The 16,341-nt window shown below is 49.2% G+C and carries 13 protein-coding genes and 2 pseudogenes; 10 read left to right on the forward strand and 5 right to left on the reverse strand.

All coding sequences use genetic code 11. The features are described 5' to 3' along the window. The 6 genes from L0156_29875 to L0156_29900 all read left to right on the forward strand — a co-directional run. The coding region (locus L0156_29875; GenBank protein ID MCI0607213.1) for an ABC transporter substrate-binding protein at window positions 1-904 on the forward strand (904 nt) is incomplete at its 5' end. Window positions 905-1,025: 121 nt separating this feature from the next. Beyond that, window positions 1,026-1,544, forward strand: a complete 519-nt coding sequence (locus L0156_29880; GenBank protein ID MCI0607214.1) for an AP2 domain-containing protein — start codon at window positions 1,026-1,028, stop codon at window positions 1,542-1,544. Window positions 1,545-1,623: 79 nt separating this feature from the next. Next, on the forward strand, window positions 1,624-2,937 hold the full coding sequence (locus tag L0156_29885) for a BamA/TamA family outer membrane protein (protein MCI0607215.1): 1,314 nt from the start codon (window positions 1,624-1,626) through the stop codon (window positions 2,935-2,937). Window positions 2,938-3,038: 101 nt separating this feature from the next. Further along, complete coding sequence (locus L0156_29890; protein ID MCI0607216.1) at window positions 3,039-4,616, forward strand: hypothetical protein; 1,578 nt, start codon at window positions 3,039-3,041, stop codon at window positions 4,614-4,616. Window positions 4,617-4,748: 132 nt separating this feature from the next. Beyond that, on the forward strand, window positions 4,749-5,096 hold the full coding sequence (locus tag L0156_29895; GenBank protein ID MCI0607217.1) for a PadR family transcriptional regulator: 348 nt from the start codon (window positions 4,749-4,751) through the stop codon (window positions 5,094-5,096). 15 nt (window positions 5,097-5,111) lie between these two features. Then, on the forward strand, window positions 5,112-7,760 hold the full coding sequence (locus L0156_29900; protein MCI0607218.1) for an ABC transporter permease: 2,649 nt from the start codon (window positions 5,112-5,114) through the stop codon (window positions 7,758-7,760). Between the two features lie 3 nt (window positions 7,761-7,763). On the opposite strand, the gene L0156_29905 is transcribed toward L0156_29900, so the two are convergent. From L0156_29905 to L0156_29915, 3 genes are read right to left on the reverse strand one after another with little or no spacing between them, the layout of a single operon-like run. Beyond that, on the reverse strand, window positions 7,764-9,104 hold the full coding sequence (locus tag L0156_29905; GenBank protein MCI0607219.1) for a hypothetical protein: 1,341 nt from the start codon (window positions 9,102-9,104) through the stop codon (window positions 7,764-7,766). Between the two features lie 29 nt (window positions 9,105-9,133). Beyond that, window positions 9,134-10,093, reverse strand: coding sequence for a hypothetical protein (locus L0156_29910; GenBank protein ID MCI0607220.1), 960 nt, complete (start codon window positions 10,091-10,093; stop codon window positions 9,134-9,136). A gap of 10 nt (window positions 10,094-10,103) precedes the next feature. Then, window positions 10,104-12,440, reverse strand: coding sequence for a hypothetical protein (locus L0156_29915; GenBank protein MCI0607221.1), 2,337 nt, complete (start codon window positions 12,438-12,440; stop codon window positions 10,104-10,106). Window positions 12,441-12,701: 261 nt separating this feature from the next. Between L0156_29915 and L0156_29920 the strand changes: the two genes are divergently transcribed. From L0156_29920 to L0156_29935, 4 genes and pseudogenes are all read left to right on the forward strand, one after another. Beyond that, window positions 12,702-12,890 (forward strand): hypothetical protein, encoded by a 189-nt coding sequence (locus tag L0156_29920; protein MCI0607222.1) that lies wholly within the window; start codon window positions 12,702-12,704, stop codon window positions 12,888-12,890. Continuing rightward, window positions 12,887-13,167: pseudogene (locus L0156_29925) on the forward strand (type II toxin-antitoxin system RelE/ParE family toxin). The gene L0156_29920 and the pseudogene L0156_29925 overlap by 4 nt, the downstream one beginning before the upstream one ends. A 480-nt stretch (window positions 13,168-13,647) precedes the next feature. Further along, a pseudogene (locus tag L0156_29930) lies at window positions 13,648-14,018 on the forward strand (VOC family protein). Between the two features lie 14 nt (window positions 14,019-14,032). Continuing rightward, window positions 14,033-14,419 carry a DUF1801 domain-containing protein gene (locus tag L0156_29935; protein ID MCI0607223.1) on the forward strand — a complete coding sequence of 129 codons (387 nt, stop codon included), beginning with the start codon at window positions 14,033-14,035 and terminating at the stop codon, window positions 14,417-14,419. Window positions 14,420-14,754: 335 nt separating this feature from the next. Here L0156_29935 and L0156_29940 read toward each other — a convergent pair whose 3' ends face one another. Both L0156_29940 and L0156_29945 read right to left on the reverse strand, forming a co-directional pair. Then, window positions 14,755-15,666 (reverse strand): tetratricopeptide repeat protein, encoded by a 912-nt coding sequence (locus L0156_29940; GenBank protein MCI0607224.1) that lies wholly within the window; start codon window positions 15,664-15,666, stop codon window positions 14,755-14,757. Then, a complete protein-coding gene (locus L0156_29945; GenBank protein ID MCI0607225.1) occupies window positions 15,638-16,279 on the reverse strand; it encodes a carboxypeptidase-like regulatory domain-containing protein in 642 nt (213 codons plus the stop codon). Before L0156_29945 ends, L0156_29940 begins: the two co-directional genes overlap by 29 nt. Window positions 16,280-16,341: the final 62 nt, after the last annotated feature.

Here is a 16,341-nt window from a genome sequence, read left to right on the forward strand (position 1 = left end):
AAATCCATACTACTGGAAATCCGGATTTCCAAGGAACGATAAACTCGTTTTTACATTTGCTCTTACGCCTGGCGAGATCTTCAAACAATTTGTGGCCGGCAAATTTTCCGTGGCATGGGATCTTGTGCCTGCGGATGTGGAACGTTTGCTCGCAGACCGTCAATACGCTTCCCGTTGCCTTGAGATTCCACGCCTTTGCACTTATTTCGCAGTGTTCAATAGCAACCGGGGATTGCTTGCAAATGAAGAAATACGGCAGAAAATCGTGAATTCTGTGGACATTGAAAAACTTGTCCGAAAAAATCTTGGGAGACTGGCCATCCCGGCTTACGGAATTATTCCTCCCGGGTTGATCGGGTATCAGGCAAAAAAGTTGAACCGTCATCGTTCAACCATGACAAAGCCGGACAAGGAAGAAGAAATCACTTGCATTCTGAATCCTGCTTTTTCCGGCCCTTATGCCTCCGTTGCAAAGGATCTTTTTATCATGCTCCGGCAAACTGGATTTTCCGTTCGCGTGATCAACCAGAAACGCAACGACTACCGCGAATTTCATGAGCTGCTCGAAGCAGCTGAAGCAGATTTTGCGCTCGCGCGATGGGTCGGTGATTATCCGGATTCCGATACGTTTGCCGGTATTCTGAATTCAAAACAAAAGATTGCAGGCAAATTTTGCGGATCTGCTGAAGTCGATCGTTTGATCGCGGCCGGACGCACAGAGCCTGATCCGGCAGTCCGGAACAAAATTTACAGCGATATGGAACAGATCTTGGAAAAACAAGGTCGCGTGCTGCCGCTTTTTCATGAACAGGTATTCTGTTTCGCTTCCGGAAAAGTCGAAGGCTTCGAATTGAACTTCTTTTCTCCGATCGTGGCGTACGAAAAAATCTCTCTCCACCGTTAACGGAGCGCGGGCCAAAGCGTCTTTGCGTCGCGCGTCGCGCGTCTTGCGTCTTCGCGTAGACCCATGGACTCGCGATGCGAGGACGCATTGGCCTGCGCTCCGTTTGCGGTATCATAGATCTATGGCAACGAGTGGTTACAAAAGCATTTCCAGAGTGGATCACGAAAAAAAGCATGCATATGGCTGGTTCGTGCGAGTTGCATATCGGAGCAAGATGTATCAGAAATTCTTTAGTGACCTTGCAGAAGGCGGCAAGCGAAAAGCGTTAAAGGCGGCCATAAAATGGCGGGACAAGACGGAAAGGAAGCTCGGCAAACCGCGAACCGAGCGAAAAGTTGCTATGCCAAGCTCCCGCAACACGAGCGGCGTTGTCGGAATTCGCGAAACGACCAAGGCCATGACTAGAGACGGACGCAAAAAGGGTCCGGTTTATGAGGTCTGGTGGTTTCCCAAACCTGGTGAGATCCGCAAAACCTCCGTTTCCATCTACAAGTACGGTCAGCGTGAAGCTTTCCGCCGCGCCCAGGCTTTGCGCAAAGCTGGAGAAAAAATCATGTATGGAAGCGAGCTATCTTCCATCAAGAAAGTTGGTCTTAAGAAATCCATCAAAAGAAAACCCTCACGAAAACGACGTAAGTAGATACCAACAACGAATCTATTGATTTTTGGATGAAGAGAATGCATGATGGTTCTTTTTACATGAAACACGGATGTTTAGTGTGCTGCAAACTCTATTTCTAATAACTCTACTCAATACTCAAAATGTTGCTCCGCTTTCTTCTCCTCAGGAAGTGTCGAACTCGTCACCGGAAATCGCCAGCCGCTCGGAGCTGTTGAAACAGGAACGCTTACAAAAAGAAAAGGAGCTCAAGCCCTACAAGCTGGGCAAATTGGAAAAGAGACTTTTAAGTCTTGAAACGAAAGGATTTCGCGAATCTCTAGGAACGCGATTCGGTGATTTTTATTTCTCTCAGGGCGGAATCACAACCGGAGCCGGCTTTTCGGCAACCGGGAGGTACTTTAAAGCGAATCTGTTTGATAGCCCGATCGATATTTCAGCATCCGCCGGATATTCTCTCAAACAATATCAACTGTACACTTTTCAAATTGGAAATATCCTGCGAAAAAGTCCCGAACTGTTCTTAAGAACGACCTCTTCCGGGGGGCTGTCGCTTTTTGAAAAGACGAAAGAGCGGGAAGGTGACTTCTATCTTTATGGAGAATTCACTTACAGGGATTTCACACAAGAGGATTTTTATGGTCTGGGAACCGATTCCGATAAAGAGGACCGAACCGATTTCAGATTAACGGGACCGTCCTATGAAGGAGTCGCAGCACTACGTTTTGGAGACAACGCCGGCGCTTTTCTTAGAGGCGGTCTCTTTCAACCCGAGTTGCGAAACGGACGAGATTCTGCATTTCCCAATACGTCCGTGCTGTTTGATGATGAAACGGCGCCCGGATTGGACCAACAACCGGACTATTTTCGTTTTGCGACACAGTTTTTCTACGACTACCGCGATCTTCCCGGAGATCCGGAAACAGGCGGGCTCTTGGCTCTGTCGCTTGCAAAATACTTCGACCGGGATGGTGACCAGTTTGATTTCTACCGCTTAGCCTTTGATGCGCGACAGTACATTCCACTCTGGTCGGAACAGCGCATCCTGGCGCTGCATTTTTATGCTTCTTTGGATGAAGAATCGGGAAATTCGCGCGTTCCATTTTATTTGATGCAGACCCTGGGTGGTTCCGATACCATCCGCGGTTATCCGGACTTCCGTTTCCGCGATAAGAACCTCTTTCTCATCTCCACCGAATACAGGTGGGAACCGACTCCGGCGGTCGAGCTCGTTCTGTTCTACGATACCGGAAAGGTGTTTCACGAACGTTCCGATTTCGATTTCAGTAACCTGAAAAGCGGTTATGGTTTTGGAGTTCGCTTTAAAACAACGGATAGCGTCTTCTTGCGGCTGGACATCGGACATAGCGAAGAAGGAACAAACATCTACCTGAAATGGTCAGCATCATTCTAATGAAAAACAGAACCGCAGAGACGCTGAGACGCAGAGTTAGGACAGAGTTTAAAAATATTCTCTCTCTTGACTCTGCGCCTCTGCGCCTCTGCGGTGTTGCTTTGATTCTTCTACTTTTTGCTCAGCTGACTTTTGCCGCAAAGTTCTATGAAGATGATCCAATCTGGGAGGATCCTGACCGTCTGCCGATTCCACAACCGGCCGATATAACTCTGAGCGAAAGCTATGACCTTTTTGTAAATAGTTTTCAGGATCCTGGCGGAAAGGATCAAACGAAATCGCAAAATACGAACACGCTGGGAGAAGTTCCTGACTCAAGCTGGTTCACGAATCGCATAGGGCGAAAGGTCCTGCCTGTCGAAGAGCTTGTCAAAGGACCGAATACCGGAACCGGACCCGATCTCGCGAATCCGATTACCATCATCACTGCGAAAAAGCAGGGAATCGTCCGAGGCTTTACGATGCAGGATTCGAGAGGCGATATTTATTTTTTGAAATTTGATCCTCCGGGCTATCCGCAACTTTCAACTTCCGCTGAAGTGATCAGCACGAAATTTTTCCACGCGTTTGGCTATAACGTTCCGCAGAATTACATCGCGTTCATCCGCCGCGACCAGTTGATTATCGGGCCTGAAGCAAGGGTGCCGATCAGCAAGACTCAAACGCGAAAAATGGTCGAGAAAGACATCGATGAAGTCTGGAAAAAAGTGCCCGTAACTTCCGATGGCCGCATTCAGGCAGTTGCGAGTCTTCTGATTCCCGGTGAGATTGTTGGACAATTCCGTTATTACGGAACACGTTCGGATGATGCGAATGACATTTTCCCACATCAAAACCGCCGTGAACTGAGAGGCCTCAGAGTTTTTTCCGCCTGGCTGAATCATGATGAAGCGCACGCGACAAACACGATTGACACCTATGATCCGGAAGGGGGATCCAATTACATCAAACACTATCTGATCGATTTCGGATCGACACTAGGAAGCGGGACCACAAAACCAAACGAAAGGCGTGGAGGCAATGAATACTATGTTGAATGGGATCCCATTCTAAAATCGGCTTACACACTGGGTTTCTGGGACCGGCCGTGGCGCAGAATCCACTATCCAAAGTATCCATCGATTGGCAGAATTGAGTCCGATTATTTTCAACCTCAGAACTGGAAAACGCACTATCCGAATCCTGCTTTCCTGAAAATGGAGAACGAGGATGCGTTCTGGGCAACAAAGATCGTGATGCGTTTCAGCGATGAAATGATTCGCGCGCTCGTTCAAACGGGAGAGCTGATCGATAAGGAAGGGGAGAGTTACCTCGTTCAAACACTCATCCGGCGTAGAGATAAAATCGTCCAGTACTATCTTGCGCAACTAAACCCTCTGGATGAATTTGCAATCGAGAATCAGTCGTTGAGATTCAAGAATCTCGGACAGGATGCGGGAATTTCAAGCTCTGCTTCGTATCAGTATCAATGGTTTCAGTTCGATAACAATAAGATGTCGTCACTATCGCTTGGTCCCGAGGCGAGCTCCGAGGGTCCGCAAATTCCGGTTCCTTCCTCCGATGCGGACTATTTGATGGTGAGAATTCGCACGATTCATCCGGATCAGCCGAACTGGAAAAAGAGCGTTGATGTTTACCTCCGCAACGGCGAAGTTGTGGGCATCGAAAGAGAGAACTGACCCAGCCCTTCCTTGACAACTGTGTCGTCCAACGATATAGTTGTTACCGACATAAAGGTTGTAGCGCGGACGTCTCGTCTGCGCTTAGTTTCGCAGGCGGGACGCCCGCGCTACTACAAACCAGGAGGACCAATGGCAGATCAACAGGCGCCGCTGACGCCGGCTATGTTTCATGTTTTGCTTGCGCTTGCCGATGAAGACAAGCACGGTTATGCAATCTTGAAGGAAGTTTCAGAACAGACAAATGAGGAAGTTCAATTGAGCACCGGCACGCTGTACGGGATCATCAAGCGCCTGCTGGAAACCGGAATGATCAAAGAGGTTCGCAAACCGTTGGCAAAGAATGACGATGCGAGACGTCGTTATTACCGGTTAACGGATGCTGGCCGGCAGATAGCTATCGCCGAAGCGAAACGGATGGAAAAGCTGCTGCTGCGCGCCCGCACGAAACGCCTGATCCGCACCTTCGGTCCGGCCTGAATCAAGGACACCAAAATGAAAAAATCCCGCGAAAATTTTGCAGATCGTTGTTATCGCGCGCTGTTGCGCGTTCTTCCTTACGATTTCCGGATGGAGTTTGAAGGGGAAATGCAGGAAGTTTTTCGCGAGCAACGCGAAGACATCAAGCGGAGTAGTGGAACCGCATCACTGTTTCGCATGTGGTGGGCCACAATTCTTGATATTTTCCGTATGGCGCCGCGCGAGCACTGGAGCGTGATCTCGCAGGATGCCCGATACGCTGGTCGTATGATGCGAAAAAATGTGGGATTTACATTTGCAGCCATTGTCATCCTGGGACTCGGCATCGGAGCAAATACAGCCATATTCAGTGTGGTAAGCTCCGTGTTGTTAAAACCTCTTCCTTATATAGATGGCGATCGTCTCGTCATCCTGCGTCAACCGGAAACCAAACTTGGCACAGAGGACGCGTTCTTTTCCGTTCAAGAAATCCAGGATCTCCGGCAGCAAAGCAGCAGCCTAACGAACGTTGTGGAATATCACAACATGACTTTCACTCTGTTTGCAAAAGGGATTGCGCATCGGGTTCGCACCGGTGTCGTGTCTGCCGACTTTTTTGAAGTGTTCGGAGTCAGGCCGTTGCTGGGTAGAACGTTCGTTGCTGCTGATGAAAATCATGCGGCGGATCCGGTCTTGATTCTGAGCTACGAATTCTGGAGAGAAGCTGAAGGTGGCGATCCGAACATTATTGGCAAAAGGTACGAGATGAATGATCGTACTCATGTCGTGATTGGAGTATTGCCTCCGATCCCTCAGTATCCTGATGAAAACGACGTATACATGCCCACATCCTCCTGTCCGATGCGATCCGACAGTAGCCATATGGCTCCCCGCGATGCGCGCATGATGAATGTTTTTGGTCGTCTGAAAAGCGATGCGGATCTTGAAAATTCGCGCGCGGAAATAGTCACGCTCAGCAAACAAATGCACAAGGATCATCCGGCTGCTTATCCAAAGAATGCAGGAATCGCGACAACCGTTTCACTCCTGCGGGATGATTTAACGAAGAATGCTAAGCCACTCCTGTTGTTACTCTGGGGCGCTGCTGGATTCGTTTTGCTGATTTCCTGCGCTAACGTTGCCAATTTGATCATGGCCCGGATGTCGCGCCGCAAGCATGAGCTGATGATCCGCACCGCGGTCGGCGCAGGAAGTGGAAGACTCTTGAGGCAGTTGTTGACAGAGTCCTTTTTCCTGACCGTACTCGCGTGCATGCTTGGTCTGTTTTTCGCTTATGGCAGTTTGGAGCTGATGAAGAATTTTGCCGGTGGATTGACACCGCGGGCCAGAGAAATTGCAATCGATTTTCGCGTTCTGGGCTTTGCCGTATTCTGCGCAACTCTCACCACATTTATATTTGGCTCGGTTGCGGCTTTGCAATCACGGCAGGACGTGGCTTCCGGATTGAAGGAAGGCGGACGAACGGGCTCGGAAGGGGGTAGCAACTGGATTCGCAGATTCCTGATCACGGCGCAGTTCGCATTTTCGTGTGTGCTGCTGATCGGCGCAGGTTTGATGGTTCGAAGCTTCGTGCAGTTGATGAAAGTGAATCCTGGTTTCACGCCACAAAGAGCGATTGCAGTTCGCACAGATTATAACGGGGATAAATTCGCCACAGCCGAAAAACGTTTTGCTGTGGCGACGCAGATTCAACAGAAACTTGCATCGATTCCCGGTGTTGATTATGCAGCCGTTTCCTCCAGCTTTCCTCTGGACCGCGAGAATTTGGTTGGTGGACGCCCGATCCGGTTTCAGGTGGAAGGAGATTTTCGTCCTGAATCAGAACTGCCACCAGTCACTACAGCGCGTTCCGCCACAGCGGACTATTTCAAAGTGCTTCAAATTCCGTTGTTGTCCGGAAGGACATTTAGAGATTCTGATCATGCAACAGCAACGCCGGTGGTCATACTCAACCGCGCCGTTGCGGCCAAAAGGTTTGGGACGATCGATCCGGTCGGGAAACGAATCACGATTGATAACGGCGAGAGTTGGATGACGATCATTGGAGTCGTGGGTGACGTAAAAGAATTTGGACTTGGTCAGGAAACCCCTTATCAAATTTACAGGCCAATGGCGCAGAGGCCAATCCCGGTCAGCGTGCTCGTGCGCACCGGTCTTGATCCCGACGGAATGTCGGAGCAGATTCGCCGTGCGCTGCGCGAAGTGATGCCGGAAATGGCGATCGTACGGATTGAGACAATGGAGCAAGCGCGCGCCAATTCCGTTGCGTCGCCTCGCATGCTTGCGAATCTATTTTCGCTTTTCGCTGCTCTCGCGCTTGTCATCGCAATTGCAGGAATCGGATCGATGCTCGCTCTCTGGGTGCGTCAGCGGGTGCGTGAAACCGGCATCCGAATGGCGCTCGGAGCAACACCCGGAAATATACTCAGCAACGTTTTGCAGCAGGGAATGACTCTGGTGATTGTGGGACTCGTGCTCGGCCTGCTTTGTGCAATGGTTGTGACACGGTCGCTAAACTCTCTGTTGTTTCAGGTGAAATCGACCGACCTGGCTACTTATGCCTTCGTATCCGTGATTCTACTGGTCGCAGCATTTTTTGCTTGTTGCATTCCGGCTCGCCGCGCATCGCGTATCGATCCGCAAACGGCGCTTCGCTGCGAATAAAGTTTACGGCTGACGGTATTCCCTTATGCGTAGAACCTGAATCTTTTTTTCCAGATACGCTCGCAACTCAGCGTCTGCGATTTGCTGATCGTCATTTTGGTCGACTCGTTTGAATACTTTGTGCAGGGCGCCCATAACTGGTTTTCCAATGTCTCCCGATCGCTCGAAAGCTTGAATCGCTGATCTGAAATCTTCGCTCGCTTTGTGAAAGTCGAGGGTTTCCGTCCACAGGTCTCCTGAATTGTAGTATTCCATTCTAGCCGCAAGCAGGAATTTGCTGGTCAGAATCAGTCCGGCTTTAAAATCTCTTGCGTAATCCTTCATTCCCACGAGTTTGTCTTGTTCCTGATTGAGAAACGCAAGTTGAGAAGCCACCTGAGAAGGAGAGATGGAGGCCATATATTGTATGTCGAATATGTCCTTATCGTGCTGTGCTTGAGAAAGCCGCAAAAACATTGCGAGCTGCATCAGACTGATCGGCCTGCTGGTTTTTGATCGTTCCTTCGTGACGCGGTATTCCGGTACCATCTGCGTTTTCTCCATGTGGACCTGCAGCCCGAAATAGGAAGGTTGATGTTGCGGAAATCTTGCAATCACTTCCTGGTTTCGCTCGTCGAGATCACGACAAAGTATGACGGGAGCTTTCAGAAAGGGATCGTTCCAGCTTATAAATTCTTGATTGATTTCCGGCCGTAGAAATACCAGCGTTTTTTGATTGCCCAGTCTGTTGATCTCCGATTGCAAAGGACCATTTTGATAAATGGAGGGAGAACACTTCTCCAGGAATGACTGCAGCCGCAAGAAAGGGGAGATCATTAGAAAAAGAATAAACACTGCCGCCACTGTGGAATTTTCATGGATATGTCTGGCGAGGAAAAGCAAAAGAAAAAGAGCCACGGGGAACAGAAAACGCGGGCCGTAAATCAGATCAATGTTGTAATAGAAGAAGTAAAACACAATCAGAATAGCAAAACTTGAGAAAAGGAGTTTGTCCCAGAGATCGATTTGTTTTGAAGTCATCAGGAAAAAGATCAGGAAGAAAATTGCGCCGGAAACGAACCCGGTCAACCACAGGTTCAAACCCAGGATCAGCAAAGCGGAATTTTCCAACCCTTTTGACACGGTGTGAGTGCGTCCGACCATCTCGGAAAATCCATACTTCATATTCAGCTCAAGTGTGTAGCCCGGCACCAAGGGGTCGCCTGTTGTTTTCCAGTTGAAGAAGCTCAGGAATGCGACGCCGGCGACAATTCCCGAGATGATCACGATTGGAAAGAGCAGAGACCGCATTTGGATTTTTTTCCAGGCCACATAAGCAAGAATGGGCGCCAAAAAAGGGATCATTGAAAAACCTCGCACCAAGACAGCGCTGATCAAACAGAGGAAGAGCCCGCACAAACGAAGCGCTGATGTTTCTTCGGTTTCCCGCCTGCAAACAGATAGATGACTGCGCTGCAAAAGAAAAGTTCTGGTACCTGAACCATGAGCACAGAAAACATTACGAGAAGAAAAGGAGAAGTGATCGCGAGAAGGGCTAACCATATGGCAGGTCGTTCGCCGTACCATCTTTTTGCGTAAGCGGACCAGATGGCAAGAGAAAGCGCTCCCAGCAGCGGACAGAGCAGCCATTCTGCCCGGGCTTTCAGCGCCGCGCCGAGCATCATCGCGAATCCCGGAAGAAACATGCCGAACCAGCGTCCCTCTTTTACTACCAGTTCGTCGCTATCAAACGTGAAAAAATCGAGAGGCGACGGCGCAGGGGCGTACGACCGGTAGTGCGAAAAAATTTTCGCTTGAAAAAAATGAGCAGCAGAGTCGGTATTGAGAAGCGTTCGATCAAATACAAAGAGCGCAATCCAGGAGCAAGCACAAAAAAAGAAAAAACAGAGCACTCCAGAAATTCCGCGCCACCGGCAAAGCGCCCCGATAAGCCTGTCCGCTGTTTTCCATAACCGATTCCGAAGCGACGCAAAGGCGCTGAATAGCAAAAAGGCAGAATACAAAAATACCGCTTGATGGAAAAGCTCCAAATGCCAGTTATATTCATAGGTTAGCTCGTTGATTTGCAGCCAATCGGGCCAAGGCAGGCAGAGAAACAGCAGCGGCGCGGCTCCGATCCACCTTCCCCTTGGAACATCACGGAGATGGGACCTGAGCGTGTTAGATACCAGTCTCACGTTGAGCAGCAGTGCGGAAACAATAAGGAGAATAAAAATGAGATAGTCCTGTTTATGCTGAAAAGCGTACCAGGTGAGTAATTGTTTTCGTGCCAGCGCCAGCAAACCCGCCGTGATTAACAGTTGAAGGAGCGTCCTTACATATTTTGGCTGCACGCGGGATTCCTCACCAGGATGTAAAGACCCGGACTTTCGCTGAAAAATAACGGCGCACTTCGTCATCCGATATTTCCGAATCCCTATTCACGTTCATCCGGCGCTCCATTTTTTGTATTTGTTCCACGATCGGCTTTCCAATTTCTTTGGTAGCCATGAAAGAACGCAAAGCCAGTTGCATTTCCTGTTTGATCGTTTCGGTATCCAGTTTTTCCAACCAACCCTCTCCATGCACTTCTTCCGCGACTCTGGGTAGCAAAAACACACGCCCGATGTGAAGCAATCCTTGTCTAAATGCGGGATCAAATCTCGTATCTCCTGAGCGGCTGGAAAGTTGCCTCTCAAGGAACTGAAGCTGCAGCACTGCGCTTTCTCCATAAAGCAATTCGTGGTACACAATGTCTACACAATCACGGTCCGGGTAATCCCGCGCTGCAATAATGGACTTGACCATTCGGAAGAAGCTGAAAGCTCCTTCTGTCCTGTTTGAAGGTTGCGTATCCATCAGGAAAAGTGGGGTATTCCTGAAATTCTCATTCTTCTTGTAATAGAGCGGACGAAACTCAGGAAAGGCAGCCTCGATTTGACGATTTTTTTTCCCCAGATCTCTACAGACAATCACCGGACCATCCAGAAACGGTTCATTCCAGGCGGTAAACTCCTGACGCATCTTTTTGTCAATGAAAAGCAAAATCTTTTCACCACGGCGCTCTCGCAAACCTTCTTTCAAATTACCTGTAATGTTCGTAGCTGGATTGAGATTGTTTATCAGTGAAGGAAGTCTTACCGGAACGGAGATCAGGAGAAAAAGGACAAGAAACGCGGCGACACTGCTTCGCGACTCTCCACTGTCCGGGAAAACTGCCCGCACAGTGAACAGCAACAGGACAGGACCAAGAAAAGCGTAGTACCTGGGGCCGAAATGGAGCTGCTGAAAGAAATAAAAGAGATAGAAAGTTGAAAGCCCTGCTGCGCTCAACAAAAGAATGCGGTCCCACATTTCGTTTTTTGACGTTTTCACGCTGAAAATAGCGAGAAAAATGATTGAGCCGGAAAACAATCCTGAGACCCATAAGTCGAGAGCAAGAATGCTATCCGATAAATTCTCCAGGGCGCGTGCGGGAGTATGCACGTTTCCATCTCCGGCAGCGCCGATCCCGAGTCCATCACTTGAGTATTCCAAAACATAGGGAGCGACAAAGGGATCCCCTGTCAGCTTCCATTGATACAGCAACAACAGTGAAAGGCCCGTGGCCAGTCCAGCCACCGTAGCCGCCGTGTACCGAATTGATTTTCTTTTCCATTCACAAAAGCAGGTGTAAACAATTACAGGCAGAAGAAGAGCCATGACCGAAAAGAAGCGCACCAGCACCCCGAGCGCTATCAGCGGAAACAGGAACCAAATAAGCCGGCCACCGGAACCTTCTGCTGCTCTGCGCGATATGTATAGAAATGCTGAAACAATCGTCAGCTCTGCGGCATTTACTACAGGATTAGAATGAATGACGATTAAAAATGGCGAGAGAATCATCAGAATGCCCAGCAGAGCTGCTTGCTGCTCCCCGTGCCATCTCCTGGCGTAAGCAATCCAGATGGCGCAGGTGACGGCGCCCAGGAATGGATTCAAAAGCCACTCCGCTCCGATCGCAAGCCCAGCGGCAAGCAGCAGCGAAAAACCCGGAAAGTTCATTCCAAACCAACGACCATTGCGAATGATGACCTGGTCTCCCGAAAAGGTGAAGAATTCTGTCAGGGCCTGGGGCGGAGCCGGCGCATCGACATGAAATCGAGTGAAGATCTTCGCCTGAAACAGATAAGCTGCCGCATCAGTGATCAGAGGCGTCTCGTGATAAAAGAAAACGCTCACATACGCACAAAAAAGAAAAAACAGGAGGGGTAATAAATACGAGAAGTACTTGTTTGCGGCCAGAAAACCTGTGCTCTTTTGTAAGAACTTATTCAGAATATCGCGCAGGGCAGGCAGATGCGTGATCAAAAGATAGGCAGCGTATATAAAGAGAACCTGATACAACAGGATTTTGCCCCAGTGTTGTCGTACGGTTTGAGTGCTTAAAGAAAACCACTCTCCCCAGGGAAGCATGAGCGCAAGAATGACACCCAGCAAACACGCGCTTTTAAGATTGATTTTTGACAGTGCCCGAAACAATAACGGGAAAAAAAGCAGGATAATCGCGATTATCAGAAAACCGACGGAGGTCAGATGATCCGTCAGCCGCGAGCTATCGTCTGAAAAGGAAAGAAATTTCCAGGCGGCGAACAAACAGAGGAGTCCAGCCAAATGGCGCAATACCGGGCCGAGCCGAAATGTTTGAAGGTCCTGTTCCAACGCGAAAAAAATTCTAACACATTACGGAGCGCATGGCGTCTCGCCTGCATTACGGGCGCGGACGTCCCGTCCGCACCTACATGCATTTCCCCCAAAGGTGTCTTTTTTCCCACCTGTGTATGCCAAATGGTTGAGAGAACCGCTTCTCTTCCCGAATGTGTCCATTATATACTCCCCACTTAGAATAAAAACTTTAAACATTTTCGGATTTCCATTACACGTTCGCCGTCCTTAAATCCGCGCCAGTGATATAATTACAGTATGTCGAAAACTTCAGTAAAGGAAGAAGCACGTCGTATTATCGAAAAGCTTCCAGAAGACTCCACCTGGGATGATCTGATGTACGAAATCTATGTGCGTCAAGCAATTGAAGCCGGGTTGGAGGATAGTAAAGCTGGACGTACACTCAGTGTTCAGGCAGTACGCTCCCAATTCGGCCTTGAGAAGTGAAGGTCAATTGGACCATCGCCGCACAGAAACATTTACTCGACATCTACCAGTACATCGCTGCCGATTCGACCTCTATGCCCAACGAATGATAGACCGATTGACTCGCCGGTCGGAACAAATTGGGCACTTTCCTCAGTCTGGGCGTGTTGTTCCTGAGTTCGAACTTCCGGATATCAGGGAAGTTATCGAAGGTCCATACCGCATTGTTTACAGGATTCTACCAAAACAAGTTGACATCCTTGCGGTAGTTCATGGTTCTCGTAAAACGCCATTGTAGATCGAGGGCGGCGAACACGGCTTGGCAAAGTCTTAGGAACGATGCACGGGGAGGCGCATCGCAGCAGCGGGTTCGAGAAACTGCGCTTCCCGTTGGAGAGTTATTTTTGAGTGTCCCCGATACACACCGCTTCAGATGGAACATGGTGGTGCAGATGCTGACCGACGTCATCGCCGGCATTTTCCTCGCCTACGTGGCTTATGTCGTGTTCCTGCGCAGCTATCGCGCGAGGCTATCCCCGAGCTCGAACGGCGCCTTTGCACCGGTCTGGGTTTCATCGGGATTCACGCGCTCATGGTCGTCTGCTTCTGGGTGGCGTACCAGATGCGCGTCGTGGCGTGAGTCCGGCGGCGCCGGCCGTGACCATGTCCTCGCTTACGAGTTTGGGCATTTGGCGTATAGAATCTTAAGAACGGAGCCTTCGGGCGTGCCGATCAGCTCCGGCGTTATGCGTCAGGAACACAACGTAGGAGGCAATTTATGGAACTGGGAGCTTTCTCTGTTAGCTTGGCTGTAAAAGATATCGAGGCGTCGAAGCTCTTTTACGAAAAGCTGGGGTTTACAATTTTCGCAGGAGATCAATCGCAGAATTGGCTGATTATGAAGAATGGCCCCCACGCTATTGGGTTGTTTCAAGGCATGTTCGATAAGAACATTCTCACCTTCAACCGGGCTGGAATAGCGATGCTCAGCAACTGAGAGAATTCACGGACGTTCGAGAATTGCAGCGCAAGCTCAAAGATCGTGGCGTAAAGATGATTTCAGAAGCAGACGAAAGCTCTACTGGTCCGGCTAGCTTTATGATTGTTGATCCAGATGGAAACACGATTCTGGTAGATCAACACGTATAGTGTCAATGTGGTACATGAAGACCACACGAACAGCACCCCAAAATATAGACGAATACATTGCGGGCTTCCCGGGCGATGTTCGGAAGATTCTGGAAAAGATCAGGATGACGATTAAGAAAGCAGCTCCGGACGCGGAAGAAACTATCAGTTATCAGATGCCGACCTTTATTCTGAAAGGTATCCTGGTTCATTTTGCAGCGTTCGAAAACCATATCGGGTTCTATCCCACGCCAACAGGAATTGAGAAATTCAAAAATGAATTATCGATTTATGAAGGCGGAAAGGGTTCAGTGCAATTTCCGTTCGACAAACCAATTCCTTTCGGCTTGATTAGCAAGATCGTGAAGTTCAGAGTCAAGGAAAATTTGGAAAGAGCAGAAACAAAAGGCAAGAAGCGATAGATTCACTTTGGCTTTCGGCTGTTTCTGACTTGTATATGGAGTCGTGCGAAATGTACTCATTATTAGGGGACTTGCGGCGCTCTTTGGCTTCAAATCTGTTGATGGACCATGCGAAGTGTGTTAACCATGGAATGTAATGAGACGGAGTGGCATACATGTCTATTTAAGTATCGTCTTCATGAGTTTCCTTCTCGGAATATCCATGGCAAGCAAAAATCCAATGGAACTGTCACTCCTTTGCTCTAGTGTGATTTTTGCCGCCACGACCATTCGATGGTTCCGGCTGGATTCGCTTGCCCGTGGCTTCTCAGGTGTACTCGACCGAGGCATGTTTGTCACTCTCGCCTTTTCTCTGTTCCCTCAGCAACCCGAACCGTTGCCACATACGGCTGCTCATGCGCAGCGGCTAGAACCCTGGAATATGTCTGTTTCCGTATCCGATCCTTTTTGTCCTTTTGATAGACCAGAACTTCTACAACGGAAGAATGCGCAATGGAAGTGTGATCCTGAGAATAATACTCAACGAAGATTTTGTATTCGCCGGCCGGAGCTTTCTGGAGCTTGAATATTTCCGGACCGAATGGGGCTGTGTGGTGATAAACTTTTGCCCCGGTCGCGCTCTCATCGTTCGCATAGTACACATCATTACCGGAAGGCTCGACCACATGAAGGTCGATTTCGGTGTAGTCGGTATCCCAGTTCAGAACAATCAGGAGATCCGAATTCGGATCGATCTCCGGATCGATTTTTCTGCCGCCGTCCAGTAAAGTTTCTTCCAAACGCGCGTATTCTTCGGTCAGGATATGATGCAAGTCTTCGCCGGATTGTTCTATAGCCTGCCCGTAGCACTCTTTTGCCCGTTTCAGCTCTCCCGTCCTGGAATAGACCAGAGCCAGATCTCTCCATGTTTGAGGCTCTTGAGGCACATCTTCGAGCATTCGCTCTAATAAAGTAGCAGCCAGCTTCAGCTCTCCTTCCGCCGACAGTCTTCGGGACAATGCTCTCGCAGTTCCGGAATCGAGAGCGTTGGATTCCGCCAGATCCGTGTAAACCAGAAGCGAAAATTCGGGATCCTCCTGAGAAAAGATTCCCGCGGCCCGAACGTAAAAGGATTTGTATGTTTTCAACCGCTCTCGCGCATTTACGTACATAGCACGCCTTTCTTCCGTTTTTGATTCTTTAGCCAGCGCACTCAGAATTGTTTCCAGGAAACTCTTATCATCTACTCGCCGTAGCTGTTGCGTCAACAACCGGAGTTGCCGCTACCACAACGAACTCTTCAGTCAGAGTGGGTGACATATTAATCACCACGGGTATTTGAGATTCATCTTTTAAAACGAGATTGTCCAGAAGGACTTCTCTAAATCCTTCGAGCAGAAACGAAACGGAATATTTTCCAAGTGGAAGTTTGCCGAAATGGAAAGCGCCTGTAATGCTAGTCGCGCTGGACCACTGACCGTAGAGATCCGAATTCAATACCACGGTCACTCCCGGCAATGGGAATCCGCGGTCATCCGTGACAGTTCCCAAGATTGAGGAGACGGAATCCTGCAAAACCTGAGTGGGAATTTGGATTTCTCGCTTTGCAGGATGAGTGTTTTCCGCCTGGTACTGTTTTAGGACGTCCGGAGGCATCTCTATGTCATAGCGGAGATAGTCCTGCCAGGATTCCAGCACGATCAGTGAGGTTCGGGGCGTCACAATCCGGTATTGTTTACCCAGATCGAAAAGTGCTTTGCGATCGTATTCCTGCATGAGGTCCTGGAGCCGGGATCGCGCCCATGCCAATTCCGGAACCACCGCAAGCGCAAGCATCGGGTGAAAGAGGAAAAGATAAAAGAAGAGACGACTCCATTGCATGACGATCCTCCTAATTCGGGATCCTGCTTTGCTTTTTCTACTAATTCATTCGAAATAACACA

Source organism: bacterium (assembly GCA_022616075.1).
Lineage (GTDB): Bacteria > Acidobacteriota > HRBIN11 > JAKEFK01 > JAKEFK01 > JAKEFK01.

Bases quoted from the DNA above. Each gene is read 5' to 3' on its own strand.
- L0156_29880 (MCI0607214.1), top strand. From the start codon at position 1,026: ATGGCAACGAGTGGTTACAAAAGCATTTCCAGAGTGGATCACGAAAAA.
- L0156_29895 (MCI0607217.1), top strand. From the start codon at position 4,749: ATGGCAGATCAACAGGCGCCGCTGACGCCGGCTATGTTTCATGTTTTG.
- L0156_29900 (MCI0607218.1), top strand. From the start codon at position 5,112: ATGAAAAAATCCCGCGAAAATTTTGCAGATCGTTGTTATCGCGCGCTG.
- L0156_29905 (MCI0607219.1), bottom strand. From the start codon at position 9,104: ATGATCCCTTTTTTGGCGCCCATTCTTGCTTATGTGGCCTGGAAAAAA.
- L0156_29920 (MCI0607222.1), top strand. From the start codon at position 12,702: ATGTCGAAAACTTCAGTAAAGGAAGAAGCACGTCGTATTATCGAAAAG.
- L0156_29935 (MCI0607223.1), top strand. From the start codon at position 14,033: ATGAAGACCACACGAACAGCACCCCAAAATATAGACGAATACATTGCG.
- L0156_29945 (MCI0607225.1), bottom strand. From the start codon at position 16,279: ATGCAATGGAGTCGTCTCTTCTTTTATCTTTTCCTCTTTCACCCGATG.